We start from the raw sequence: 22,419 nt of genomic DNA, 5'->3' as shown, positions 1-22,419 counted from the left end.
ACCCGGAAGCTAAGCCTTACAGCGCCGATGGTACTGCAGGGGGGACCCTGTGGGAGAGTAGGACGCCGCCGAACAATTTTTAGGGAAAACCCCGCACCTTTCCCGGTGCGGGGTTTTCTGCGTTTAGGCTCTTTGTCATGCGCTATGACCTTGTCATCTTCGACAACGACGGTGTGCTCGTCGACAGTGAGCCCATCTCCAACCGGCTGCTCGCCACCTATCTCACCGAGGTGGGGCACCCGACCTCCTACGAGGACTCCCTGCGCGACTACATGGGCGCCGCCATGCACCGCATACACGATCTTGTCGAGGAGCGGACCGGGCAGCGGTTGCCGGTGGACTTCGATGATGTCTTTCATACGCGGGTGTTCGCCGCCTTCGAGCGGGAGTTGAAGCCTGTCGACGGGGCCGTGGAGGTGCTGGAGAAGCTTGCCGCGGATGGGGTGCCGTACTGCGTGGCCTCGTCCGGGAGTCATGAGCGGATCCGGGTGGGGCATCGGACGACCGGGCTGACTCGGTGGTTCGAGGACGGGCGGATCTTCAGTTCGCAGGATGTCGGGCGGGGGAAGCCGGCGCCGGATCTGTTCCTGTACGCGGCCGAAAGGATGGGGGTCGCGCCGGAGCGGTGTGTTGTCGTGGAGGACAGTCCGCTGGGGGTGCGGGCGGCCGTTGCGGCCGGGATGGACGTCTATGGGTTCACGGCCATGACGCCGGCCTCGCGGCTGGAGGGTGCCACTGGACTCTTCGGTGACATGGGCGAGTTGGTGGGTCTGCTGGTCTGACCAAAGCTGAGGGAAATTCATCTTTGGCTGGATCTACCCACGAGTACGCCGGGGCCCTACGCTCGCCGCCATGACTGATGTGCTGCGGCGCGGCAGGGCCTCGCTGGCGTTCAGCTTCTTCGCCCAGGGCGTCGCCTTCGCTCTGCTGGTGACCCGGATCCCGGCCATTCAGGACCGCTACGGGGTCTCCGACGCGCTGTTGCCGGCCTTTCTCGCCGCCGTGCCGGTCCTGGCCGGGGTCGGGAGTGTGGGGACCGAGCGGTTGGTGAAGCGGGTGCCGCCGAGCCGGGTGCTGCGGTGGTCCCAGCCGGTGGTGTTCCTGGCGCTGCTGGGCGTGGCCGCGGGGGACCGGATGGTCGAGCTGGGGGTGGCGCTCGGGGCGTTCGGGCTGGCCGTGGGGGCGCTGGACGCCTCGATGAACATGCTCGGGGTGAGTCTGCAGCGGTCGTACGGGCGCAGCATCATGCTCAGTTTTCACGCGGCGTACAGCCTGGGCGGGATCCTGGGGGCCTCGCTGGCGTGGGTGGGGGCACGCTGGGACCTCGCGCTGTTCGTGTCCTATCTGCCGGTTGTTGTGGTGCTGCTGCCGGCCGCGCTGGTGGGGAGTCGGTGGTACGTCGACGGGGAGGTGGCGCCGGAGCCGGAGCCGGTGCGGGAGCCGGTGCGGGAGCCGGGGGCGGCCGGGGGCGTCGGGTTCAAGGTGCTGTTGCCGTTGTGTCTGGTGATGACCTTCGCGTACATCGGGGATTCCACGGTCTCCAACTGGAGTGCGAAGTATCTGCAGGACGTGCTGGGGAGCAGTGAGCAGTTGGCGACTGTGCCGTACGCCGTCTACATGGTGACCACGTTGTTGGGGCGGACTATCGGGGACTTCGGGGTGCGGCGGTTCGGGGCCGTGGCTGTGGTGCGGGGCGGGACGGTGGTCGCCGCGGGCGGGTTTGCCGTCGTGGCCGGGGCGCCTGGGGCCTGGGCGGGGATGCTCGGGTTCACCTTGCTGGGGCTGGGGTTGTGTGTGCTGGTGCCGCAGACCTTTGCCGCGGCGGGGCGGCTGTTTCCGGGAGCGTCCGATGCGGCTGTTGCTCGGCTGAATGTGTTCAACTACGTGGGGTTTTTGATCGGTTCGCCGTTGGTGGGGGCCTTGGGCGATGCGTGGAGTTATCGCGGGGCGATGCTGGTGCCGATGGTGTTGGTGCTGGTGACGCTGGTGTATGCCCGATCGTTCGATGCTCAACCGGACCGATACGGTGGCGGGCATGAGCGGCCGCGCACAGCTGATGTGGGACGAGGCAGTAACGGGATATGACTTCGGTCCGGACCATCCGATGGATCCGCTCCGGCTCGCGCTGACCCGGCGACTTGTCGAGGCCTTCGGGCTCGATCGGGACGTGGATGTGGTCGCGGCGAAGGCCGCGGGGGAGTCGACGCTGCGGCTTGTGCACCGGGAGGACTACATCGAGGCCGTGAAGGCGGCGTCGGTGGATCCGGGGGCGGCGGATGGGTCGTACGGCCTTGGGACGCTGGATGATCCCGCGTTCGCCGGGATGCATGAGGTCTCCGCCCTGATCGCCGGGCAGTCGGTGGGGGCTGCGGAGGCTGTGTGGCGGGGGGAGGCGCTGCATGCGGTGAACTTCGCGGGGGGGTTGCATCATGCGATGCCCGGGGGCGCGTCGGGGTTCTGCATCTACAACGATGCGTCGCTGGCTGTCGCGCGGCTGTTGGAGCTGGGTGCCGAGCGGGTCGCGTATGTGGATGTGGACGTGCATCACGGGGATGGTGTGCAGGCGGCGTTCTGGGAGGATCCGCGGGTTCTGACGATCTCCCTGCATGAGCATCCGCGGACGCTGTTTCCACAGACCGGGTGGCCTGAGGAGACCGGGGCGGCGGGGGAGGCGGAAGGGTCGGCGGTGAATGTGGCGTTGCCGGCGGGGACCGGGGACGCGGGGTGGTTGCGGGCGTTTCATGCTGTGGTGCCGGAGTTGGTTGCCGAGTTTCGGCCGCAGGTGTTGGTCACGCAGCATGGGGCGGATACGCACTTCGAGGATCCGTTGGCGCATTTGGCGGTGTCGTTGGATGCGCAGCGGGCTGTGCAGGTCGCCTGTCATTCCTTGGCGCATGAGTATGCCGATGGGCGGTGGGTGGCGCTCGGGGGTGGGGGGTACGCCGTGGTGGATGTGGTGCCGCGGTCCTGGACGCATCTGGTGGGGATCGCTGCGGGGCGGGAGATTGCTCCGGAGGCTTCGATTCCTGAGGGGTGGCGGCAGGAAGTGTTCGCTCGTACGCGGCAGTTGGCGCCGATGCGGATGACTGACGGGCGGTGGCCCGTGGCGTGGGGGACGTGGGAGGCGGGGTACGACCCTGCGGATCGGTTGGACCAGGCGGTGCTGGCGGCTCGGCGGGCGGTGTTTCCGCTGCGGGGGCTGCTGCCATAGGGCTTTCGCCCCGCCGTCCCTGGCCGCCCATCCTCGTCCTCACATGCCGGGCGGGCTGAAAGCAGCCCCCGTTACGCCAACCGTGCGCACTTCCCCCATTCCCCCCGCCCCCTCGCCTCCCGTCCGTCAGCATCGCTCCCGTGTTGTCCATCGGGGCTCTGCGGGCTCATCTTGTTGCCGCTCGGCTGGCTGGGGTTGTGGCGACCTCTCGGGAGGAGAGTTTGCGGAGTTATCGGCTGTTTGCGGCTCGGGATCCTCGGGTGTTGATCGGGATCGATCCTCAGGGCGCCTGGGGGCAGCGGGAATTGGTTGCGCTCATGGCCGATAAATGCGGGGTTTCGGGTGATCCGTTGCGCGTTGACGGGCATGATGTGATCGATCCTGGGCGGACACTGGCGGGACTTGACGCCTTCGCCGCGCGGATCGGCGACGTCGCTCAGCGCAGCGGGCCCGTGCTGATCGGTACCGGACATCCGCATCGACTGCTCGGTTTCTACGTCGCCTTGGCGGACGCCCTCTCGGCGGCTGGATGTGCCGTACTCACACCGGCGCAGGGTCGCTGTGTCGACATAACGACCCGGTTCGGTCTACGCACGTACAACCTTGACTACGTACGAGGAGTCGCGCTCGTGCGAGAACCGGGCCGTCCGAGCTCCGGTTGTGAGACCGGCGCACACACTCACTCGCCCCTCCCGGTTCGTACCGCGCTCGCCGCGGCCGCCGAGGCCGGCGGGCCCCTGCCGGAGCTTGTCATCGGGGATCACGGGTGGGTCTGCGGAGCAGGTCAGCTGGGGTTTGAGGCCATTGGGCTCGCCGATACCGATGATCCCGCGCTCTTCGTGGGGGAGGCCGAGGGGGCCGTGTCCGTCGTCGTTCCACTTGATGACGCTGTGCGGTCTGATTACTACCGGCCGCTTACCCGCTACGTACTCAATCGAGCGTGTCTGTCACAGTAGGCCGCCGATGGGTGCACCTCTTCCCCACTCGCATCACCCGCCCCTACATTGGGGAGTGAGCACGCAACGACGAAGAGTCACCGGAAGGGGAAGCCGGTGGCCGTCGAGTGCGGAAGGTTCAGGTGTGTCATGGCTGCAGCTGGCGAGAGGCCTCTGAACGAGGTTCAGTTCCTTACCGTGGCGGAAGTCGCCTCGGTGATGCGAGTGTCGAAGATGACCGTGTACCGGCTGGTGCACAGCGGTCATCTGCCCGCGATCCGGGTGGGGCGGTCCTTCCGCGTCCCCGAGCAAGCGGTACACGAGTACCTCCGCGAGAGCTATGTGGGGGTGGAAACCGCCTGACGGCAACGGGTGCCGGGGGATCCTCAGGGCACCAGCGGATCTCCCCGGCCACCTCGATTACGACCTCAGCGCTCGGGCGGGTAGGCTAGCCCCTCGTAGGTCGTGTGGGCCCATGGCGCCCAAACACCGAGTGATGAGAAGTGAGCGAGGGTAGTCGTGGGCTCTGTTATCAAGAAGCGGCGCAAGCGGATGGCCAAGAAGAAGCACCGCAAGCTGCTCAAGCGCACGCGCGTTCAGCGTCGCAACAAGAAGTAAGTTCGCGACGCGAGCCGCGAGAGCGTGAGTGTGGCCCCCCACCGGATCAGGTGGGGGGCCGCGCGCGTTCGCAGCCCAGGTGTGTGGTGGGCCGGACTCCGTGCGTATGTCTGGACACTGACATGGCTTGGTCTGTTCGTACGTCTGTGGATGTCGTCACTTCGTGCATTGGGTGGTCATCACAGCGCAACATCGACCCGCTAAGTTGGCCGCACACGGGGAACCCGGCAGGGTGACGAGCAGCGGTACATCGGGTCTGGACGATTCCTGGAAGGAAGGCGCTGATCTTGGGCAAGGTCGTGCTCGTGACCGGAGTGGCCCGTCAACTTGGGGGCCGGTTCGTACGACGGATCCAGCGTGACCCACAGGTGGACCGGGTCGTCGCCGTGGACGCGGTTCCGCCCGAGCACCATCTGGGCGGCGCGGACTTCATCCAGGCCGACATCCGGCACCCCACCATCGCGCGGGTCCTGGCCGAGACGGCCGCCGACACGGTCGTACACATGGATGTGACGGGCACGGCGCTCGGCAGTGGCAGCCGGGCCACGGTCAAGGAGACCAACGTCATCGGCACCATGCAGCTGCTCGGGGCCTGCCAGAAGTCCCCGACCGTGAAGCGGCTCGTGGTGAAGTCCAGTACGAACGTGTACGGGTCCGCGCCTCGGGATCCGGCCGTCTTCACCGAGACCACTCCGCCGAAGTCCCTGCCCAGCGGCGGGTTCGCCAAGGACACCGTCGAGGTCGAGGGGTATGTGCGCGGCTTCGCGCGACGGCGGCCGGACGTCGCCGTGTGTGTGCTGCGGTTCGCCAACATCCTCGGGCCGACCGCGGACTCGCCGCTCGCCGCGTACTTCTCGCTGCCCGTGCTGCCGACCGTCTTCGGCTACGACCCGCGGCTGCAGTTCGTGCACGAGGACGATGTGATCGAGGTGCTGCGGATCGCCTCGCACGAACCGCAGCGCGGCACCCTCAACAGCGGCACCTTCAATATCGCCGGCGACGGGGTCCTGCTGCTGTCGCAGTGTTCGCGCCGGCTCGGCCGGCCCACCGTGCCCCTGCTGCTGCCCGCCGTCACCTGGGCCGGCTCGCTGGTGCGTACCCTTGGTATGACGGACTTCTCGCCCGAACAGATCCGGCTGCTCACCCACGGCCGGGTCGTGGCGACGGACCAGATGCGTGAGACCCTCGGATTCCAGCCGAAGTACACGACCGCGGAGACCTTCGCGGACTTCGCGCGCAGCCGCGGACCCGGACTGCTCCCGCCGGAGGCCCTCGCGGGGGCCGTCGACCGGATCGCCGCGCTGTCCCTCCCGGGCAGCGGCCACCCCCAGACGCAGAGCGCCAACTGAGGAGCGCATCAACGATGGCGGATGCCAAGGTCATTCCGTTCGACGACGACCGGTCCCGTGCGGGCGCCGTACAGCGGCCGCCGCGGCGCCGGAGCGCCGGGAGCCGGCGCAAGAGCGCTGAGCCCGCGCTGGTGCGTGAGGTCCGTGAGGTCCGTGAGGTCCGGGAGGTCCAGCCCCTGCCCGACCCGGCTGCCTCGCAGGATGATGTCCCGGTGACTCAAGAGAAGCGGGAGCCGCAGGACGGCGGCGGCCTGGAGCGGCGCATCGCCGGCGGCCTGTCCTTTCTGCGCCGCCGCCTCACCGGGGACTACGAGGTCGACGACTTCGGCTATGACGAGGAGCTGACCGACCAGGTCCTGATGTCGCTGCTGCGCCCGGTGTACGAGAAGTACTTCCGGGTCGAGGTGAAGGGCGTGGAGAACATCCCGGCCGACGGCGGCGCCCTGATCGTCGCCAACCACTCCGGCACGCTGCCGCTGGACGGCCTGATGATGCAGGTCGCCGTCCACGACAACCACCCGGCGGGGCGTCATCTACGGCTGCTCGCCGCGGACCTGGTCTTCATGCTGCCGGTGGTCAACGAGCTCGCCCGCAAGCTCGGCCACACCCTGGCCTGCGCGGAGGACGCCGAACGCCTCCTGGGCCAGGGCGAGCTGGTCGGGGTGATGCCGGAGGGCTTCAAGGGCATCGGCAAGCCCTTCAGCGAGCGCTACAAGCTCCAGCGCTTCGGCCGCGGCGGCTTCGTCTCCACCGCGCTGCGCCAGGGCGCCCCGATCATCCCGTGCTCGATCGTGGGCGCGGAGGAGATCTACCCGATGATCGGCAACGCCAAGACGCTCGCCCGAGTCCTCGGCTTCCCGTACTTCCCGCTGACCCCGACCTTCCCCTGGCTCGGCCCGCTGGGCGCGATCCCGCTGCCGACGAAGTGGACGATCCAGTTCGGCGAGCCGATCCGCACGGACGGCTATCCGCCGGAGGCGGCCGAGGACCCGATGCTGATGTTCAACCTGACGGACCAGGTCAGGGAACAGATCCAGCACACCCTGTACAAGCTGCTGGTGCAGCGCAGGTCGGTCTTCTTCTAAGACATCGCAGGCCTTGCCGGGCAGAAGAAACGTTTATACGGCGACGGGGGCGCCCTTCCGAGAAGGGCGCCCCCGATCCGCGTACCGCCTAGTCCGCGTCCTCGCCGTCGATGCCGAGCCCGGGGAGCAGGCCCGGGAGCAGCGGCGGGAGGGTCACATCCGGCTCCGGGACCGGCGTGTTGCTGGTCGACGGAGTCGTACTGCCCGTGCTGCCCTTCGGCGGGTCGAGCAGGCCGCCGGTGCTGCCGCCGAGCAGACCGTCCTCCTCCTCGGAGCCGCCCGCGGACCTGCTGGGGCTGCCGCTGCCGGTCCGGCGGCCGTCGGAGGCGCTGTTGCCGCTGCTGGGGGCGGTCGAGCGGGCCGTACCGGAGGAGCCGGTGGAGGCCGCGCCGGAGCCGTCCTGCCGCTGGCCGGAGCCACCGCCCCGGGCGGGAGGCTCGGGCAGCAGGGACTGCAGCGGGGCCACTTCTTCGTCTATGGCGTCGAAGACCGACGACACCTGCTCACCGACGTCGCCGAGCTGGACGGGGAGCCGGTCGCGCAGGGCGCCCCAGGCTTCGCGGTTCGAGCGGGAGAAGGTGTCCAGCGCCTGGATGGGGCCGAGGGAGTCCGGATCGGCCTGGTAGGCCGCGGAGAGCAGACGGTGGCCCTCGGCGGCGTCATGCTGCATCCCGGACAGGGCGCGGCGGATCTCGCCCAGGGATTCGTGGTCGAGGGGGCCGCCGCGGTCGCGCTCCATCAGCCGGCGGGCCTCGCTCAGCCGCGTGGAGGCCTGGTCGAGGAAGACCTGGCCGCGCTCGCTGTCGCCGTCGGTGAGGCCGCGCTTGAAGTCCTCGATGCCGCGCTTGAGGCCGTAGAGCGAGTCGCCGGGCAGGGCGTCACCGCTGGCTGCGGCGACCCCGCCGAAGGCTCCGGCGGCCACGCCGACGCTGAGGCCGCCCGCGGCGAGGCCCTTGGTGAGCCGGGAACGCGGGCGCAGCTTGCCCAGCGGACTCGCCCGGTGCGCGCCCCGGGCCCGGTGGGAGCGCTGCTCGGGTACCGCGGGATCCGCCCCGCCTGCCGCGCCCTCCAGCAGCATGGCCTCCATCGCGGCCACGAGCTGGGCCCGCTGGACGACTTTGACCTCGGGGTCCATCTCTGGCTTGGGCAGCTCGCCGAGACCGGACGCGAAGGCCAACAGGCGGCCCTGCTCGGTCTGTTCCGCAGCAGCCGGGGCCGGTGCCGGTCCTTCGGACTGCTCGGCCGCCGTGCCCCGGTCGGACTCCTCCAGGGCCTGGGCGAAGGCGTTGGCCCGCCGGTGCGCCGATACGTTCGCGATCACTGGCGGCACCTCCTCTCGTCATGACGGTCGACTCCCCAGGGGGTCCTGAGGGTTGCACGACCTGACCACATCCACACGATCGGGTGATCGGAGGCGGCCGGGTGGTGACCACAGGGAGCCTGCATCCCGCACAACGAGCGTCGCGGCACTTGGGTTACGGACGGCGGATGATCGGATCGGGGAGTCAACGGACTTTCACCGAAAGCGAGTTGAGTATCACCGGGCGTATGCGATCAGCGGGCGTCGTCCGGCAGGAGCCGGGCGAGGGTGCGTACGGCGCGGTACTGAAGGGTCTTGATGGCGCCCTCGTTCTTGCCCATGACGCGGGCGGTCTCGGCGACGGAGAGCCCCTGGAGGAAGCGGAGCGTGACGCACTCCTGCTGCTGTGGATTGAGCCGTCGGACGGCGTCGAGCAGGGCGGCGTTGGACAGCGACTCCAGCACCGAGTCCTCGGGGGACCGCTCGACTTCGTTGGCGTCGAGCATCTCGCCGGTGGTCACTTCCAGCCGGAAACGGCTGGACTTGAAGTGGTCGGCGACGAGATTGCGGGCGATGGTGACCAGCCAGGCCCCGAAGTCCCGTCCCTGCCAGGTGAAGGTGCCGATGCGCCGGAGCGCCCGCAGAAAGGTCTCACTGGTGAGGTCCTCGGCGGTGGCCTTCCCCCCCACCCGGTAATAGATGTACCGATAGACCGTGTCGCTGTATTGGTCGTAGAGCCGTCCGAAGGCGTCGGCCTCGCCGGCCTGCGCCCGCTCCACGAGATCCATCATCCGGGCGCTGTCGCTGTCAGCGGCCGGACGCCGGGCGGTGGTGGCGCCGGTCGAGCGACCCCGTCTGCCGACGGCGGCGCTGCCGTCGGCGAGCGCGTAGCACGGGCCGACGGGGGCGGCGGCTACGGCGAGGGTGGGGACGGCGTACGCGGTGGGGACGAAGCCGCGCAACAGGTCTTGGACCGTTGCGCGCAGCGTAGCCAGGCCCGAGGCGTCAACCCCGACGTGTGGGTACACGGGACTCCCAGAGGCAGAGCTTCCATCACGTGCAGTGCGGGACCGTTCACCCGTCGTAGCGACGGAGGGGTACCGGTTTGCGTCTGAGGAGAATAACGCTTCGTACAGGCGCTGCTACACCCAGTTGCTCAAATCATCGATTGCGTCGCTTCTGTAACCGAATGACGGTGGTTCAAGTGCCGCACAGTGACCGGTTGTTGATCAGAATGGGTCGTATTCCGGTCGGGGCCGGGGCGTGTTGTGGCCGTGTGCAGCCAAGGGGACTGGACAGGGCGTTGTGGCGGTGCGGCCTGGGGATTGGCCGTGTTCGGTGGGCGCGGGTTGTTGGTGATCAGAGGTGGGCGCGGGTGAGCGCGGTTCGGTCGGCCGGGGGGCTGAGGCGGGTGCCGCCCAGCGGCACGACTGCCAGCGGCTACGCGTGGTGGTGGATGCGGCCCCCCCGGCGCGGCCCCGACTCACCACCCCAGCCTGGGCGCTACGCGCACTCCCGCCGGGCCGCGCGGACCGCCGCAGGCATCGTTACCGGCGGCGACGGGAGATTGCGATCGCGGCCGCCGTGCCGCCGGCCACCGCGCCGACGCCTGCCGCGGCCGGGATGCCGACCTTCGCCGCCTTGCGGCCCGTGCGGTAGTCGCGCAGGCGCCAGTCCAGGTCGCGGGCGTGCTTGCGGAGCTTGGTGTCCGGGTTGATCGCGTAGGGGTGGCCCACCAGGGAGAGCATCGGGATGTCGTTGTGGCTGTCGCTGTAGGCCGCGCAGCGGTTCAGGTCGAGGCCCTCTGCCGTCGCCAACGCCCGTACCGCCTCCGCCTTTGCCGGGCCGTGCAGTGGCTCGCCCACCAGCTTGCCCGTGTAGACACCGTCCACCGACTCCGCGACCGTGCCCAGTGCCCCCGTCAGGCCCAGCCTGCGCGCGATCACCTGCGCGATCTCCACCGGGGCCGCCGTCACCAGCCACACCTTCTGCCCCGCGTCCAGGTGCGCCTGCGCCAGCGCCCGCGTCCCCGGCCAGATCCGCTCCGCCATGTACTCGTCGTAGATCTCCTCGCCGATCGACATCAGCTCGGAGACCCGGTGGCCCTTCACGATCGACAGCGCCGAGTCCCGCGCGTCCTGCATGTGTTCCGGGTCCTCGACCCCCGCCAGCCGGAACCACGCCTGCTGCCAGGCGAACCGGGCCAGCTCGCGGGTCTCGAAGAACTTCCGCTTGTACAGGCCCCGCCCGAAGTGGAACAGCGCGGCACCCTGCATCACGGTGTTGTCCAGGTCGAAGAAGGCCGCCGCCTTGTCGTCCCCGAGCACCGGGAAATCCGGTTCCTCCTCGGACACCGGCTCCGGCACGGATCCGGGGACCGACTTGCGCGCAGCCTCCGCCGAGGCCTCGCCTGCCAACACGCTCCGCGCCGTGGCGGAGCGCCTACGGGGAGTGAGCCATCCGAGAGCGGCCATGGCGTGAGCATAGCCATTCTGTTCGGTGCTTCCGGAGTCGAGAGGTTGGCGGGCTGTGAACTCTCCGCGACCGTGGCGTTAAAGAGACGATCCCGGGACGCTGCCGGCCGCGCGAGAATGGCCGACATGAGTCCCATCTTTCGCCGAAGGCAGGTCACGGCTCCCGCGGAGCGGCTTGTCACCCTGATCCGCAAGCCGGGGTGTCACTTGTGTGATGACGCACAGATCGTCATCGAGAAGGTCTGCGGGGAACTCGGGGTCCCCTGGGAGCAGAAGGACATCTCCCAGGACCCCCAACTCCACGACCAGTACTGGGAGCAGATCCCCGTCGTACTCGTCGACGGTGAACAGCACACCTTCTGGCGCGTGAACGAGGATCGCCTCCGCAAGGCACTGACTGAGTAGTCCAACTGTCCCGGCCGGTCGCTTAGGATCGATGGCGACTTGGTCTTGGGGGCGGGATTGATGAGGGAAGTGTGCGGTTTTGCCTCCGAGAGCGACGCGCGTGACCCCGGTCACGTTGGCCGGGCAAATCGGACACCATCTTTGTGCACGCGTTCACAAAGACATAGCCTGCTGTCGACGGGGCGGTCTGGGTACGTGTGACCGCCTGCAGCCCCGCTCTACCCGCAGGAGCACCGTGGCAACTGGCCGAACTCACCGACCGGCGACCCGTAGCCGAGGGATTCCCGAGGCCACCGTCGCCCGGCTTCCGCTGTACCTCCGCGCGCTGACCGCACTGTCGGAACGCTCGGTACCCACGGTCTCCTCCGAGGAACTCGCCGCCGCGGCGGGGGTCAACTCCGCCAAGCTGCGCAAGGACTTCTCGTACCTGGGCTCCTACGGGACGCGTGGCGTGGGTTACGACGTCGAGTATCTCGTGTACCAGATCTCCCGCGAACTGGGGCTGACCCAGGACTGGCCGGTTGTGATCGTAGGTATCGGTAACCTCGGCGCCGCGCTGGCCAACTACGGCGGGTTCGCCTCGCGCGGATTCCGGGTCGCGGCGCTGATCGACGCCGATCCCGCGATGGCCGGAAAGCCCGTCGCCGGGATCCCCGTCCAGCACACCGATGACCTGGAAAAGATCATCGAAAACAACGGCGTGTCCATCGGCGTCATCGCCACCCCCGCCGGTGCCGCCCAGCAGGTGTGCGACCGGCTGGTCGCGGCCGGGGTCACGTCCATCCTGAACTTCGCGCCGACCGTGCTGACCGTCCCCGACGGGGTCGACGTGCGCAAGGTCGACCTCTCCATCGAGTTGCAGATCCTCGCCTTCCACGAGCAGCGCAAGGCCGGCGAGGAAGCCGCGGCGGCCGACGCCGTCCGCGGCGAGTCCGGCGACACAGGGCCAGACGGGGACGTACCCGCCGTGATGCCGGCATGAGTCTTCTCGTCGTCGGGCTGAGCCACCGCAGTGCTCCGGTCAGCGTGCTGGAGCGGGCCGCGCTGAGCGGGGACGCCCAGGTCAAGCTGCTCCAGGACACGGTCGCCGCCGAGCCGGCCACCGAGGCAGCGGTGCTCGCCACCTGCAACCGCATCGAGCTGTACGCCGACGTGGACAAGTTCCACGCCGGCGTCGCCGAGCTGTCCACGCTGCTCGCCCAGCACAGTGGGGTCGGACTCGACGAGCTGACTCCCTACCTCTACGTGCACTACGAGGACCGGGCCGTCCACCATCTGTTCTCGGTGGCCTGCGGTCTGGACTCGATGGTCGTCGGTGAGGGGCAGATCCTCGGGCAGATCAAGGACTCCCTGGCCCGGGCGCAGGACCTGCACACCGCGGGGCGGCTGCTGAACGATCTGTTCCAGCAGGCCCTGCGGGTCGGCAAGCGCGCCCACTCCGAGACCGGTATCGACCGGGCCGGGCAGTCGCTGGTCACCTTCGGCCTGGAGCAGCTTTCCCGTGGTACGGCGGTGCAGGACTGGGCGCGCGGGAAGAGGGCGCTCGTCATCGGCGCCGGGTCGATGTCCTCGCTGGCCGCGGCGACGCTGGCGCGGGCCGGGGTCGCCGAGGTCGTGATCGCGAACCGCACGGCTGACCGGGCCGAGCGGCTCGCCGAGATCTTGAACGACGGTACGGCCGGGCTGGCGCGCGCTGTTTCCATGGACGCGGTGCCGGATGAACTGACACGTGCCGATGTCGCGGTGTCCTGCACCGGGGCTACGGGGCTGGTGCTGGCGGCTGAGACCATCGCGGCGGCGCTGCGGGGCCGTGGGGTGGTCGCGCAACCCGGCGCTGACGAGGTGCCGCCTGCTGTGGCAGCGGGCGCCGCCCCAGCGGCACGACTGCCCGCAGGCTCCGCGGCCGATGACAACTGCCCCCTCGACCTGCCCACCGTGCAGGCCACCGCCGGATTCTCCGTGTTCGGGGAAGCCGCCGTCGCCGGGATGGGTGCCGCCGAGCTGGAGCAGCACGCGGCCTGGGTGGACAACGGCAGCCCGCGTGTCCAGAGCGGTCCCGACGAGGCCGAGGCCATCGCCGCGCTCGCGGCCGCCGCGGCCACCGTCGGACGGATCCCCGAGCGTCGTAGGCCCGAGGCCGTCGTCGTGGCTCCGCGGCCCGAGCCCGTGCTGTCGCTGCTCGATCTCGCGATGCCGCGGGACATCGACGCGGCGGTGCACCGGGTGCCCGGGGTGCGGCTCGTCGATATCGAGTCGCTGGCCGAGGCTTCGGCGGACGCGCCGATGGCGGCCGACGTCGACCTGGTGCGCCGTATCGTCTCCGACGAGGTCGCCGCCTTCGGGGCGGCGCTCAGGGCCGCGCACATCACGCCGACCGTGGTCGCGCTGCGCACCATGGCCGCGGATGTCGTCGCCGGGGAGATCGCCCGGCTCGAAGGGCGGCTGCCGGGGCTCGACGACAAGCACCGCAGCGAGATCACCCAGACCGTGAAGCGCGTCGTGGACAAGCTCCTGCACGCGCCGACCGTACGGGTCAAGCAGCTCGCCGCCGAACCCGGCGGTGCCGGGTACGCGGACGCGCTGCGGACCCTGTTCGACCTCGACCCGGAGACGGTGGCCGCCGTCTCCCGGGCCGAGGACAGCACCGAGAAGGACCGAGGGCCGGCATGAAAGACAAGGCACTGAGGCTCGGGACCCGGCGGAGCAGGCTCGCCATGGCCCAGTCCGGGCAGGTGGCGGACGCCGTGAGCCAGGTGACGGGACGGCCCGTGGAGCTCGTCGAGATCACCACGTACGGCGATGTCTCCCGCGAGGCGCTCGCCCAGATCGGCGGCACCGGCGTCTTCGTCACCGCGCTGCGCGAGGCGCTGCTCAAGGGTGAGGTCGACTTCGCGGTGCACTCCCTGAAGGACCTGCCGACCGGGCAGCCCGACGAGCTGGCGCTGGCCGCCATCCCGCAGCGCGAGGACCCGCGGGACGTGATCGTCGCCCGGGACGCGCTGAAGTTCACCGACCTGCCGCGCGGGGCGCGCATCGGTACGGGTTCGCCGCGCCGCATGGCGCAGCTGAACGCGTACGCGCGCGGCCACGGACTGGACATCGAGACGGTCCCGATCCGGGGCAATGTCGACACCCGGATCGGATACGTACGGGACGGTGAGCTGGACGCCGTCGTGCTCGCCGCCGCCGGACTGAACCGCATCGGCCGGATCGACGAGGTGACCGACTTCCTGTCGGTCGACACGGTTTTGCCCGCCCCCGGCCAGGGGGCCCTGGCGATCGAGTGCACCGCGGACAACGCGGACCTGATCGCCGCGCTCGGTGAGCTCGACGACCCGTTCACGCGGGCCGCCGTCACCGCCGAGCGGTCACTGCTCGCCGCCCTGGAGGCCGGCTGCTCCGCCCCTGTGGGCGCGCTGGCCGACCTGCTGGCCGACGGGCAGATTGTCAAGGAAATGCGCCTGCGGGGCGTCGTCGGCACGACCGACGGCACTCGTACGGTGCAGCTGTCCACCACCGGTCCCGTGCCCGAGACGCACGACCATGCGCTGGCGCTCGGTCGCGAACTCGCCGCCGAGATGCTTGCCCAGGGCGCGGCCGGTCTGATGGGGGAGCGAGCACAGTGAGCCCCACCACCCTTCCCGCCGGCCTGGAACACGGTCACGTCACCTTCCTTGGTGCCGGACCCGGGGATCCGGGACTACTGACTCTGCGCGCCGTCGAGGCGCTGGCGAACGCGGACGTTCTTGTCGCCGAGCCCGAGGTGCTCGACGTCGTCCGGGTGCACGCCAGGCCGGGCGTCGCCGTAGTGGACACGGATCCTTCCCCGGACCCGGGTCCGGGCACAGGCACGCCTCAACTGACGGTTGTTGACGGCGCGTCAACAACCGCTGGGGCACCCGCTGTGCGGGATGCCGCACATCTTGTCATGGAGGCCGCGCGCGGCGGCAAGCGGGTCGTGCGTGCGGTGTCCGGGGACCCCGGACTCGACGCGTACGCCGCCGAGGAGATGCTGGCGTGCGCCGCGGCGGGGGTGCCCTTCGAGGTCGTCCCCGGTGTCGCGGCCGCGGTCGGTGTCCCCGCGTACGCCGGTGTTCCGCTGCGGGACGCGCAGGGCGCGGACGTGCGGTTCGTGGACGCGCGGACGGCTTCCGACCGGTGCTGGACGGAGGTGGGGGCCTCGGACGGCACGGTCGTCGTGTCGACGACTCTCGACTCCGTGGCCGCCGCCGCCGGTGAGCTGGTCGCCGCCGGGCGCAAGCCCGATACGCCGATGACGGTCACCGTCGCCGGTACGACCACGCGCCAGCGGACCTGGACCGCCACCCTCGGCACCATCGCGCAGACGCTGAAGCAGGCCAAGGTGCTGCCGTCGCCCGAGGGCGGGCGGCCGGTGATAGCCGTGGTCGGTGAGCGCTCCGCCGCCGCTCAGCGTGAGCAGTTGTCGTGGTTCGAGTCCAAGCCGCTCTTCGGGTGGCGGGTGCTCGTGCCGCGCACGAAGGAGCAGGCGGCTTCGCTCTCCGACCAGCTTCGGTCGTACGGGGCCGTGCCGCACGAGGTGCCGACCATCGCCGTCGAGCCGCCGCGGACGCCCCAGCAGATGGAGCGCGCGGTCAAGGGGCTCGTGACGGGCCGCTACGAGTGGATCGCCTTCACCTCGGTGAACGCGGTCAAGGCCGTGCGGGAGAAGTTCGAGGAGTACGGGCTCGACGCCCGTGCCTTCGCCGGGATCAAGGTCGCGGCGGTGGGGGAGCAGACGGCCAAGGCGCTGATCGCCTTCGGTGTGAAGCCGGATCTGGTGCCGTCGGGGGAGCAGTCGGCCGCCGGGCTGTTGGAGGACTGGCCGCCGTACGACCCCGTGTTCGACCCGATCGACCGGGTGTTCCTGCCGCGGGCCGATATCGCCACCGAGACGCTGGTCGCCGGGCTGATCGAGCTCGGGTGGGAGGTGGACGACGTCACGGCCTACCGGACCGTGCGGGCGTCGCCGCCGCCGGCGGAGACCCGGGAGGCGATCAAGGGGGGTGGCTTCGACGCCGTTCTCTTCACGTCGTCCTCCACCGTGCGGAACCTGGTGGGTATCGCCGGGAAGCCGCACAACGTGACGGTGATCGCCTGTATCGGTCCGGCCACCGCGAAGACCGCCGAGGAGCACGGGCTGCGGGTGGATGTGATGGCTCCGGAGCCGTCCGTGCACAAGCTGACCGAGGCGCTGGCGGACTTCGGTGCGAAGCGCAGGGCCGCTGCGGTGGAGGCCGGGGACGCGGTCACTCGGCCGAGCGAGCGGCGGCCGGGGGCGCGGAGGCGTCGTACGACGACCTGAGGGTGACGGTCGGCTGGGGCGGCAGAGTATGGCGTGCCGCCCCAGCGGCATGTCCGCAGTCGGCTACGTGACGGTGTGGCCGTAGCGCAGCAGGTTGTCCGGGTCGTACGTCTTCTTCGCCTGGCGTAGGCGGGTGAGGACCTCTGGGGTCCAGGCTCGGGCCCTGTCCTCGGCGTTGCCCGGGGTGCCGTGGATGTTGACCATGGTGTGGCCCGTGCCGTAGGGGGCCATGGCGTTGTGCAGGGAACTTGTCGCCTGCTCGATCGCTTCCGCTGCCGGTGGGGCGGCCAGGACTCCTATGTTCGCGGTGCGGGTTTCCGGGGTCACCGTCACGTCTGTCATGCGGGTGGTGTTGATGAGCAGGCCGTGGTCGATCGGGAAGTTGGCGCCGTGGCCGGTGGCCTGGACGGCGACGGGGGTGTGGGTGGCCGAGGCCCAGCGGAGGGCGGTGACCATGTCGTGGGGGCTGGTGGCGCCTATGACCACGTCCGGGGTGTGGAGGGCGGCGAGGTTGAAGCCGGTGACCTCGTCGGCGTAGCCGGGGTCGCCGGGGCGTAGGACTGGGCCCTGGATCTCTGAGAGGGCGAAGAGGCCGGGGGTGGGGTGGGGGGCGGTCATGTGGTCCTCCGTCGGGGCCGTACGGAGGGACGGCGGCGGTCGGGGGCGGCCGTCGGGGTCCGGGGGTTGCGTGTACCTCCAGGATGGCTTGTGGGGGTGGGGTGTGCAGGTCGCCGCGGCTGCGTGGGCCGACACGGCGTCGGCATCGGGGGGCCTGGGGCGGGCGTAGCGTTGGGGTTATGACGACGTATGGATCATTTCCGGGGACTCGGCCCCGGCGGTTGCGGGGTACTGCTGTCATGCGGCGGATGGTTGCCGAGACCCGGTTGCACCCGGCCGACTTGATTCTTCCCGCGTTTGTGCGGGAGGGGATCAGCGAGCCTGTTCCCATTGCCGCCATGCCTGGCGTCGTGCAGCACACTCGGGACAGCCTGAAGAAGGCCGCCGCTGAGGCCGTTGCCGCCGGGGTTTCCGGGATCATGCTGTTCGGGGTGCCCGAGGAGGGCAAGAAGGACGCCCTGGGGACTCCTGGAACCGACCCTGACGGGATTCTGCAGGTCGCCATCCGGGACGTGCGTGCCGAGGTCGGCGATGAGCTTCTGGTGATGTCCGATCTGTGTCTCGACGAGACCGTCGATCATGGGCACTGCGGGGTGCTTGACGATCAGGGGCGCGTCGACAATGACGCCACCCTTGAGCGGTACGCCGAGATGGCACAGGTCCAGGCCGACGCCGGCGCCCATGTCGTCGGGCCCAGCGGGATGATGGACGGGCAGGTCGGGGTCATCCGTGACGCCCTCGACCAGATCGGGCGGGAGGACGTCGCCATCCTCGCCTACACCGCCAAGTACGCCTCCGCCTTCTACGGGCCTTTCCGGGAAGCCGTCGCCTCTTCCCTTCGGGGGGATCGGAAGACGTACCAGCAGGACCCCGCCAACGTCCGGGAGGCCATGCGGGAGTTGGCGCTCGATCTGGAGGAGGGCGCCGACATGGTGATGGTCAAGCCTGCCGGGCCCTATCTCGACATCCTCGCGCGGGTCGCGGATGCCGTGGACGTGCCCGTCGCCGCCTACCAGATCTCCGGCGAGTACTCCATGGTCGAGGCCGCCGCCGAGAAGGGCTGGATCGATCGTGATCGAGCCATTCTGGAGACGCTCACCGGGATCAAGCGGGCGGGCGCGCGGAACATCCTCACGTACTGGGCCACCGAGGCCGCCCAGAAGATTCAGTAGCTCAGGGCGTCCTCCGCCTCCGACTGCCAGTACGTCACCGACAGCGTGCTGTCGTAGTACAGGCCCTTCGCCGGCAGTGCCGGAGTCGCGGAGGCGCCGCCCGAGCTGTTCGGGGTCCTGCCCTGGAACGCGACCGTCAGCTGCTTGCCGGTCGTACCGCCCTCGCCGCTGCCGTCGGCCGCGCTGAGCAGGACGCCCGCGTAGCCGGAGGCGCCCGGGCCGAGGGTCGGCACGGCCTGCGGTTTGCTGCCGGCATCGGCCGGGACGCTCGTCATCGACGACGGCGGCAAGCCGTTCCGTACGAGCGGCAACAACGGCCGTCCCGCCTACGAGTTCCCGCTCGGCGGCGGGAAGTGGGTTCCGGCCGGCGGCGAAGGGTCCTGGCGGTCCTGCTGGACGCTCGTCGACGGGCCCTCGTCGCGCAGGCCCTCGCCGTCCTCGCAGCCGGTGAGCGTGCCCAGCAGCGCGCCCATGAGCAGAAGGGCGGCGAGGAGCCGGGCGGCGGGGCGGCGTGCGGACATGGGCGGGCCCTTTCGGTGGGGGTTCCGGGGACGGCTTCAGCCTGCTCGGTGACCGGCCCTCGGTGCCAGGCCCATCCGCGGATTCGGGACGTGGGACGCCTGGAATCGCCGCTGACCTGCAACGACTCCCGGCCTCGCGGGCACGGGACGGGACGCCCAACGTGGAGAGCGGCCGTCCGTATCGCGGAAAGCTGCTTGTAGGCGCCACTTAGTTCCCTAGGGTGCGGGCAGTAGCCGTATCGCCTTCGAGGAGCCGTCCCGTGACCGTCGTCGAGCCCGCGCCGTTCCGTTCCGCGCCCCTTCCGCCGCTCGCCTCGCGGGCCCGGTCCGTCGGGGGGTCGCCGGTACGGGACATCCTGGCCGTCACCGCGCGGCCCGAGGTGATCAACTTCGCGGGCGGGCTGCCGGCACCGGAGCTGTTCGACGCCGAGGGGATCGCGGCGGCCTACCGGGCGGTGCTCGCCGAGCGGCCCGCGCAGGCGCTCCAGTACTCCACGACCGAGGGCGAGCCGGAGCTGCGGGCCGCGCTCGCCGCGCGGATGTCCGTGCGGCGGCTCGCCACCGACGCCGACGACGTCCTCGTCACCACCGGATCGCAGCAGGCGCTGTCCCTGCTCGCCACCGCGCTGCTGGAACCCGGCGACACCGTGCTGGTCGAAAGCCCCTGCTATCTGGCGGCACTTCAGGCCTTCGGCTGCACCGGCGCGCGGGTCGTGGCCGTACCGGGCGACGAGGACGGCGTCGACCCCGCGGCACTGGAGGAGCTGGTGGTCCGGGAGCGCCCGAAGCTCCTCTACACCGTCCCCACCTTCCAGAACCCCACCGGCCGCACCATGCCCGCCGCCCGCCGGGCCGCCGTCGCCTCCGCCGCCGCCCGGCACGGACTGTGGATCGTCGAGGACGACCCGTACGGCGAACTGCGCTTCGAGGGCGAGCGCGTGCCGTGGATCGCCGCCCACCCGGGCGCCGAGGACCGTACCGTGCTGCTCGGCTCCTTCTCCAAGGTCATGGCACCGGGCCTGCGGCTCGGCTGGCTGCGCGCCCCGGCCGAGCTGCGCCGCGCCTGCGCCGTCGCCAAGCAGGCCGCCGACCTGCACACCCCGACCGTCAACCAGCTCGCCGCCGCCCGCTACCTCGCGGACCGGGACCTGGACGCCCATGTGGCCCGCGTCGCGCGCGTCTACGGCGAGCGGCGCGACGCCATGCTCGCGGGCCTGGCCGACGCGCTCCCGCCGGGCTCGACCTGGAACCGTCCCGAGGGCGGCATGTTCCTCTGGGCCCGGCTGCCCGAGGCGTACGACACGACCGCACTGCTGCCGAAGGCCGTGCGGCACGATGTCGCCTACGTCCCCGGCGCGCCCTTCTACGCCGGCGAGCCCGACCGCTCGACCCTGCGGCTGTGCTTCGTGACGGAGACACCGGAGCGGATCGCGGAGGGGCTGCGGCGACTGGGCCGGGGGCTGCGCTGCAGCGCTACCTGAACATCTTCGACTACGGGCTGGTGGTCGACGGCGTCGCCGGCGCGAAGACCAACGCCGCGTTCTGGGACTTCAACTCCATCGGCTGCCGAGCCGGCGCCCGGGACGCCGCGGCCCGTCCTCCCGCGGGGGAGAGGACGGGCCGCGGTACGCGATGCTCAGAGGCGCTCGGGGGTCCGGATGCCCAGCAGGGCCATGCCCTGGTGGAGAGTGCGGGCCGTGAGGTCGCACAGCAGCAGACGGTTCTCCACCTGCTCGGGCGTCTCGGCCTTCAGCACCGGGCACTTGTCGTAGAACGACGTGTACAGCGACGCCAGCTGGTACAGGTACGCCGCCAGCTTGTGCGGGGCGTACTCCGCCGCCGCCTCGAAGACCGTGTCGCCGAACGCGTCCAGGTGCAGGCCCAGGGCCCGCTCCGCCGGGGCGAGTCCGAGCTCCGGGTGCGCGGCCGGCCTGGTCTCGCCGGCCTTGCGCAGAATCGACTGGATACGCGCGTACGCATATTGGAGGTAGACGGACGTGTCACCGTTGAGCGACACCATCTGGTCCAGGTCGAACTTGTAGTCCCGGTTCGGCGACGTCGACAGATCCGCGTACTTCACCGCGCCGATGCCGACCTGCGCGGCCCGCTCCTGGATCTCGTCCTCGGTGAGGTCCTGCGCCTTCTCCCGTACGACCTCGGCGGCGCGCTGTACGGCCTCGTCGAGGAGGTCCTCCAGCTTCACCGTCTCGCCCTCACGGGTCTTGAACGGCTTGCCGTCCGCGCCGAGCACGGTGCCGTAGCCCATGTTGTGCGCGGTGACGTGCTCGGTGAGCCAGCCCGCCCGGCGGGCCGTCTCGAACACCATCTTGAAGTGCAGGGACTGGCGTACGTCCACGACGTAGAGCAGTGTCGTCGCGTGCAGGTCGAAGACACGGTTCCGGATCGCGGAGAGGTCGCTCGCCGCGTAGCCGAAGCCGCCGTCCGCCTTCTGCACGATCAGCGGCACCGGCTGGTCGTCCTTGCCGCGGATCTCGTCGAAGAACACCACCAGCGCGCCCTCGGAGCGCACGGCGACGCCGGACTCCTCCAGCAGCCGCGCCGTCTCCGGCATCAGGTCGTTGTACGCCGACTCGCCGACGATCTCGTCGTCCCGGACCTCCATGTCCAGCTTCTCGAAGACCGAGTAGAAGTAGACCTTCGACTCGTCCACGAACTGCTGCCACAGGTCCAGGGTCTCCTTGTCGCCGGACTGCAGGGCGACGACCCGCTTCCGCGCCCGCTCCTTGAACTCGTCGTCCGAGTCGAAGACCGCGCGCGAGGCCTTGTAGACCCGGTTCAGGTTGCTCATCGCCTGCTCGCCGTCGACCTCGGACGGCGGGGCCAGCTCGCCCGGGTTCTCGATCAGGTACTGGATGAGCATGCCGAACTGGGTGCCCCAGTCGCCGATGTGGTGCCGGCCGATCGTCTTCTCGCCGGTGAAGTCGAGCATGCCGCGCAGGGCGTCGCCGATCACCGCGGAGCGGAGGTGGCCGACGTGCATTTCCTTGGCGACGTTCGGCTGGGCGTAGTCGATGACGGTGACGCCGGGGTTGTCCTTCGGCGCCACGCCGAGGCGGTCGCTGTCGGCGTACCGCTCCGCGAGGTTCCCGATGATCGCCTTGTCGGTGATCGTGATGTTGAGGAAGCCGGGGCCCGAGACCTCGACGTCCTTGATCACATCACCGGTGACGATGTTGCCGACGACCTGCGTCGCCAGCTCCCGGGGGTTCGCCTTCGCCTGCTTGGCCAGCGCGAGGACACCGTTCGCCTGGAAGTCGGCCCGGTCACTGCGTCGCAGCAGGGGGTCCGCGGAGGTCTCCGGCAGAGCGGCGGAGATCGCGGCGGTGAGCCGCTGTTCGACGGAGTCGCTGAGGGACGTGACCGGAGCCATAGGAGTGGGTGCCGTTC

Annotated in this window: 21 protein-coding genes and 1 pseudogene; 15 read left to right on the top strand and 7 right to left on the bottom strand. The window is 70.2% G+C overall.

Going from position 1 to position 22,419, the window contains the following annotated elements; all coding sequences use genetic code 11:
* Positions 1–137 precede the first annotated feature (137 nt).
* From RMT89_RS26855 to RMT89_RS26820, 8 genes are all read left to right on the top strand, one after another.
* Positions 138–782 carry an HAD family hydrolase gene (locus RMT89_RS26855; RefSeq protein ID WP_315886357.1) on the top strand — a complete coding sequence of 215 codons (645 nt, stop codon included), beginning with the start codon at positions 138–140 and terminating at the stop codon, positions 780–782.
* A gap of 70 nt (positions 783–852) precedes the next feature.
* Positions 853–2,085 (top strand): MFS transporter, encoded by a 1,233-nt coding sequence (locus RMT89_RS26850; RefSeq protein WP_315886356.1) that lies wholly within the window; start codon positions 853–855, stop codon positions 2,083–2,085.
* A complete protein-coding gene (locus RMT89_RS26845) occupies positions 2,036–3,211 on the top strand; it encodes an acetoin utilization protein AcuC (protein ID WP_315886355.1) in 1,176 nt (391 codons plus the stop codon). Before RMT89_RS26850 ends, RMT89_RS26845 begins: the two co-directional genes overlap by 50 nt.
* Before the next feature lie 140 nt (positions 3,212–3,351).
* The gene (locus tag RMT89_RS26840) at positions 3,352–4,167 is read left to right on the top strand and encodes a phosphatase (protein WP_315886354.1); all 816 of its coding nucleotides are present in this window, start codon (positions 3,352–3,354) and stop codon (positions 4,165–4,167) included.
* Between the two features lie 129 nt (positions 4,168–4,296).
* On the top strand, positions 4,297–4,509 hold the full coding sequence (locus RMT89_RS26835) for a helix-turn-helix domain-containing protein (protein WP_004984898.1): 213 nt from the start codon (positions 4,297–4,299) through the stop codon (positions 4,507–4,509).
* Positions 4,510–4,665: 156 nt separating this feature from the next.
* Positions 4,666–4,764 (top strand): 30S ribosomal protein bS22, encoded by a 99-nt coding sequence (locus RMT89_RS26830; RefSeq protein ID WP_003948845.1) that lies wholly within the window; start codon positions 4,666–4,668, stop codon positions 4,762–4,764.
* 287 nt (positions 4,765–5,051) lie between these two features.
* Positions 5,052–6,113: an NAD-dependent epimerase/dehydratase family protein gene (locus RMT89_RS26825; RefSeq protein WP_315886353.1), complete on the top strand. Its 1,062-nt coding sequence runs from the start codon at positions 5,052–5,054 to the stop codon at positions 6,111–6,113.
* Between the two features lie 14 nt (positions 6,114–6,127).
* Positions 6,128–7,198, top strand: coding sequence for a lysophospholipid acyltransferase family protein (locus tag RMT89_RS26820; protein WP_315886352.1), 1,071 nt, complete (start codon positions 6,128–6,130; stop codon positions 7,196–7,198).
* Between the two features lie 88 nt (positions 7,199–7,286).
* Here the strand turns inward: RMT89_RS26820 and RMT89_RS26815 are convergent, their stop codons facing one another.
* From RMT89_RS26815 to RMT89_RS26805, 3 genes are all read right to left on the bottom strand, one after another.
* Positions 7,287–8,519 (bottom strand): DUF5667 domain-containing protein, encoded by a 1,233-nt coding sequence (locus RMT89_RS26815; protein ID WP_315886351.1) that lies wholly within the window; start codon positions 8,517–8,519, stop codon positions 7,287–7,289.
* A gap of 233 nt (positions 8,520–8,752) precedes the next feature.
* Complete coding sequence (locus RMT89_RS26810) at positions 8,753–9,526, bottom strand: ECF subfamily RNA polymerase sigma factor, BldN family (RefSeq protein ID WP_315886350.1); 774 nt, start codon at positions 9,524–9,526, stop codon at positions 8,753–8,755.
* A gap of 519 nt (positions 9,527–10,045) precedes the next feature.
* Positions 10,046–10,972 (bottom strand): HAD-IB family hydrolase, encoded by a 927-nt coding sequence (locus RMT89_RS26805; RefSeq protein ID WP_315886349.1) that lies wholly within the window; start codon positions 10,970–10,972, stop codon positions 10,046–10,048.
* Positions 10,973–11,089: 117 nt separating this feature from the next.
* Here RMT89_RS26805 and RMT89_RS26800 point away from each other — a divergent pair, with 117 nt between their 5' ends.
* The 5 genes from RMT89_RS26800 (at position 11,090) to RMT89_RS26780 (ending at position 16,700) form a co-directional block, all read left to right on the top strand.
* Positions 11,090–11,377 (top strand): glutaredoxin family protein, encoded by a 288-nt coding sequence (locus RMT89_RS26800; RefSeq protein ID WP_315886348.1) that lies wholly within the window; start codon positions 11,090–11,092, stop codon positions 11,375–11,377.
* A gap of 235 nt (positions 11,378–11,612) precedes the next feature.
* Positions 11,613–12,359, top strand: a complete 747-nt coding sequence (locus RMT89_RS26795; RefSeq protein ID WP_315886347.1) for a redox-sensing transcriptional repressor Rex — start codon at positions 11,613–11,615, stop codon at positions 12,357–12,359.
* Positions 12,356–14,047: a glutamyl-tRNA reductase gene (locus RMT89_RS26790; protein ID WP_315886346.1), complete on the top strand. Its 1,692-nt coding sequence runs from the start codon at positions 12,356–12,358 to the stop codon at positions 14,045–14,047. Before RMT89_RS26795 ends, RMT89_RS26790 begins: the two co-directional genes overlap by 4 nt.
* Positions 14,044–15,003: a hydroxymethylbilane synthase gene (gene hemC / locus RMT89_RS26785; protein ID WP_315886345.1), complete on the top strand. Its 960-nt coding sequence runs from the start codon at positions 14,044–14,046 to the stop codon at positions 15,001–15,003. The genes RMT89_RS26790 and hemC overlap by 4 nt, the downstream gene beginning before the upstream one ends.
* Positions 15,000–16,700, top strand: coding sequence for a uroporphyrinogen-III synthase (locus RMT89_RS26780; RefSeq protein ID WP_315886344.1), 1,701 nt, complete (start codon positions 15,000–15,002; stop codon positions 16,698–16,700). The genes hemC and RMT89_RS26780 overlap by 4 nt, the downstream gene beginning before the upstream one ends.
* Before the next feature lie 63 nt (positions 16,701–16,763).
* Here the strand turns inward: RMT89_RS26780 and RMT89_RS26775 are convergent, their stop codons facing one another.
* The gene (locus RMT89_RS26775; protein ID WP_315886343.1) at positions 16,764–17,318 is read right to left on the bottom strand and encodes an FAD-binding protein; all 555 of its coding nucleotides are present in this window, start codon (positions 17,316–17,318) and stop codon (positions 16,764–16,766) included.
* A gap of 179 nt (positions 17,319–17,497) precedes the next feature.
* On the opposite strand from RMT89_RS26775, the gene hemB reads away from it, so the two are divergent.
* The gene (hemB, locus tag RMT89_RS26770) at positions 17,498–18,490 is read left to right on the top strand and encodes a porphobilinogen synthase (RefSeq protein WP_315886342.1); all 993 of its coding nucleotides are present in this window, start codon (positions 17,498–17,500) and stop codon (positions 18,488–18,490) included.
* Here the strand turns inward: hemB and RMT89_RS26765 are convergent.
* Positions 18,484–18,738, bottom strand: a pseudogene (locus RMT89_RS26765) (DUF4232 domain-containing protein); the annotation flags it as partial. The gene hemB and the pseudogene RMT89_RS26765 overlap by 7 nt on opposite strands.
* A gap of 78 nt (positions 18,739–18,816) precedes the next feature.
* Complete coding sequence (locus RMT89_RS26760) at positions 18,817–19,011, bottom strand: hypothetical protein (protein ID WP_315886341.1); 195 nt, start codon at positions 19,009–19,011, stop codon at positions 18,817–18,819.
* A 260-nt stretch (positions 19,012–19,271) separates the two neighbouring features.
* Between RMT89_RS26760 and RMT89_RS26755 the strand changes: the two genes are divergently transcribed.
* Entirely contained in the window at positions 19,272–20,492 is a 1,221-nt protein-coding gene (locus tag RMT89_RS26755) for a PLP-dependent aminotransferase family protein (protein ID WP_315886340.1), read from the top strand.
* A gap of 155 nt (positions 20,493–20,647) precedes the next feature.
* Here RMT89_RS26755 and argS read toward each other — a convergent pair whose 3' ends face one another.
* The gene (gene argS, locus RMT89_RS26750; protein ID WP_315886339.1) at positions 20,648–22,402 is read right to left on the bottom strand and encodes an arginine--tRNA ligase; all 1,755 of its coding nucleotides are present in this window, start codon (positions 22,400–22,402) and stop codon (positions 20,648–20,650) included.
* Positions 22,403–22,419 lie beyond the last annotated feature (17 nt).

The sequence above is a fragment of the Streptomyces sp. P17 genome, from assembly GCF_032436805.1.
Classification (GTDB): domain Bacteria; phylum Actinomycetota; class Actinomycetes; order Streptomycetales; family Streptomycetaceae; genus Streptomyces.
This window is presented reverse-complemented; position numbering and strand designations above follow the sequence as displayed.

Bases quoted from the DNA above. Each gene is read 5' to 3' on its own strand.
- RMT89_RS26820 (WP_315886352.1), top strand. From the start codon at position 6,128: ATGGCGGATGCCAAGGTCATTCCGTTCGACGACGACCGGTCCCGTGCG.
- RMT89_RS26805 (WP_315886349.1), bottom strand. From the start codon at position 10,972: ATGGCCGCTCTCGGATGGCTCACTCCCCGTAGGCGCTCCGCCACGGCG.
- RMT89_RS26760 (WP_315886341.1), bottom strand. From the start codon at position 19,011: ATGTCCGCACGCCGCCCCGCCGCCCGGCTCCTCGCCGCCCTTCTGCTC.
- hemC (WP_315886345.1), top strand. From the start codon at position 14,044: ATGAAAGACAAGGCACTGAGGCTCGGGACCCGGCGGAGCAGGCTCGCC.
- RMT89_RS26835 (WP_004984898.1), top strand. From the start codon at position 4,297: ATGGCTGCAGCTGGCGAGAGGCCTCTGAACGAGGTTCAGTTCCTTACC.
- RMT89_RS26845 (WP_315886355.1), top strand. From the start codon at position 2,036: ATGAGCGGCCGCGCACAGCTGATGTGGGACGAGGCAGTAACGGGATAT.
- RMT89_RS26855 (WP_315886357.1), top strand. From the start codon at position 138: ATGCGCTATGACCTTGTCATCTTCGACAACGACGGTGTGCTCGTCGAC.
- hemB (WP_315886342.1), top strand. From the start codon at position 17,498: ATGACGACGTATGGATCATTTCCGGGGACTCGGCCCCGGCGGTTGCGG.
- RMT89_RS26850 (WP_315886356.1), top strand. From the start codon at position 853: ATGACTGATGTGCTGCGGCGCGGCAGGGCCTCGCTGGCGTTCAGCTTC.
- RMT89_RS26775 (WP_315886343.1), bottom strand. From the start codon at position 17,318: ATGACCGCCCCCCACCCCACCCCCGGCCTCTTCGCCCTCTCAGAGATC.
- RMT89_RS26790 (WP_315886346.1), top strand. From the start codon at position 12,356: ATGAGTCTTCTCGTCGTCGGGCTGAGCCACCGCAGTGCTCCGGTCAGC.
- argS (WP_315886339.1), bottom strand. From the start codon at position 22,402: ATGGCTCCGGTCACGTCCCTCAGCGACTCCGTCGAACAGCGGCTCACC.
- RMT89_RS26800 (WP_315886348.1), top strand. From the start codon at position 11,090: ATGGCCGACATGAGTCCCATCTTTCGCCGAAGGCAGGTCACGGCTCCC.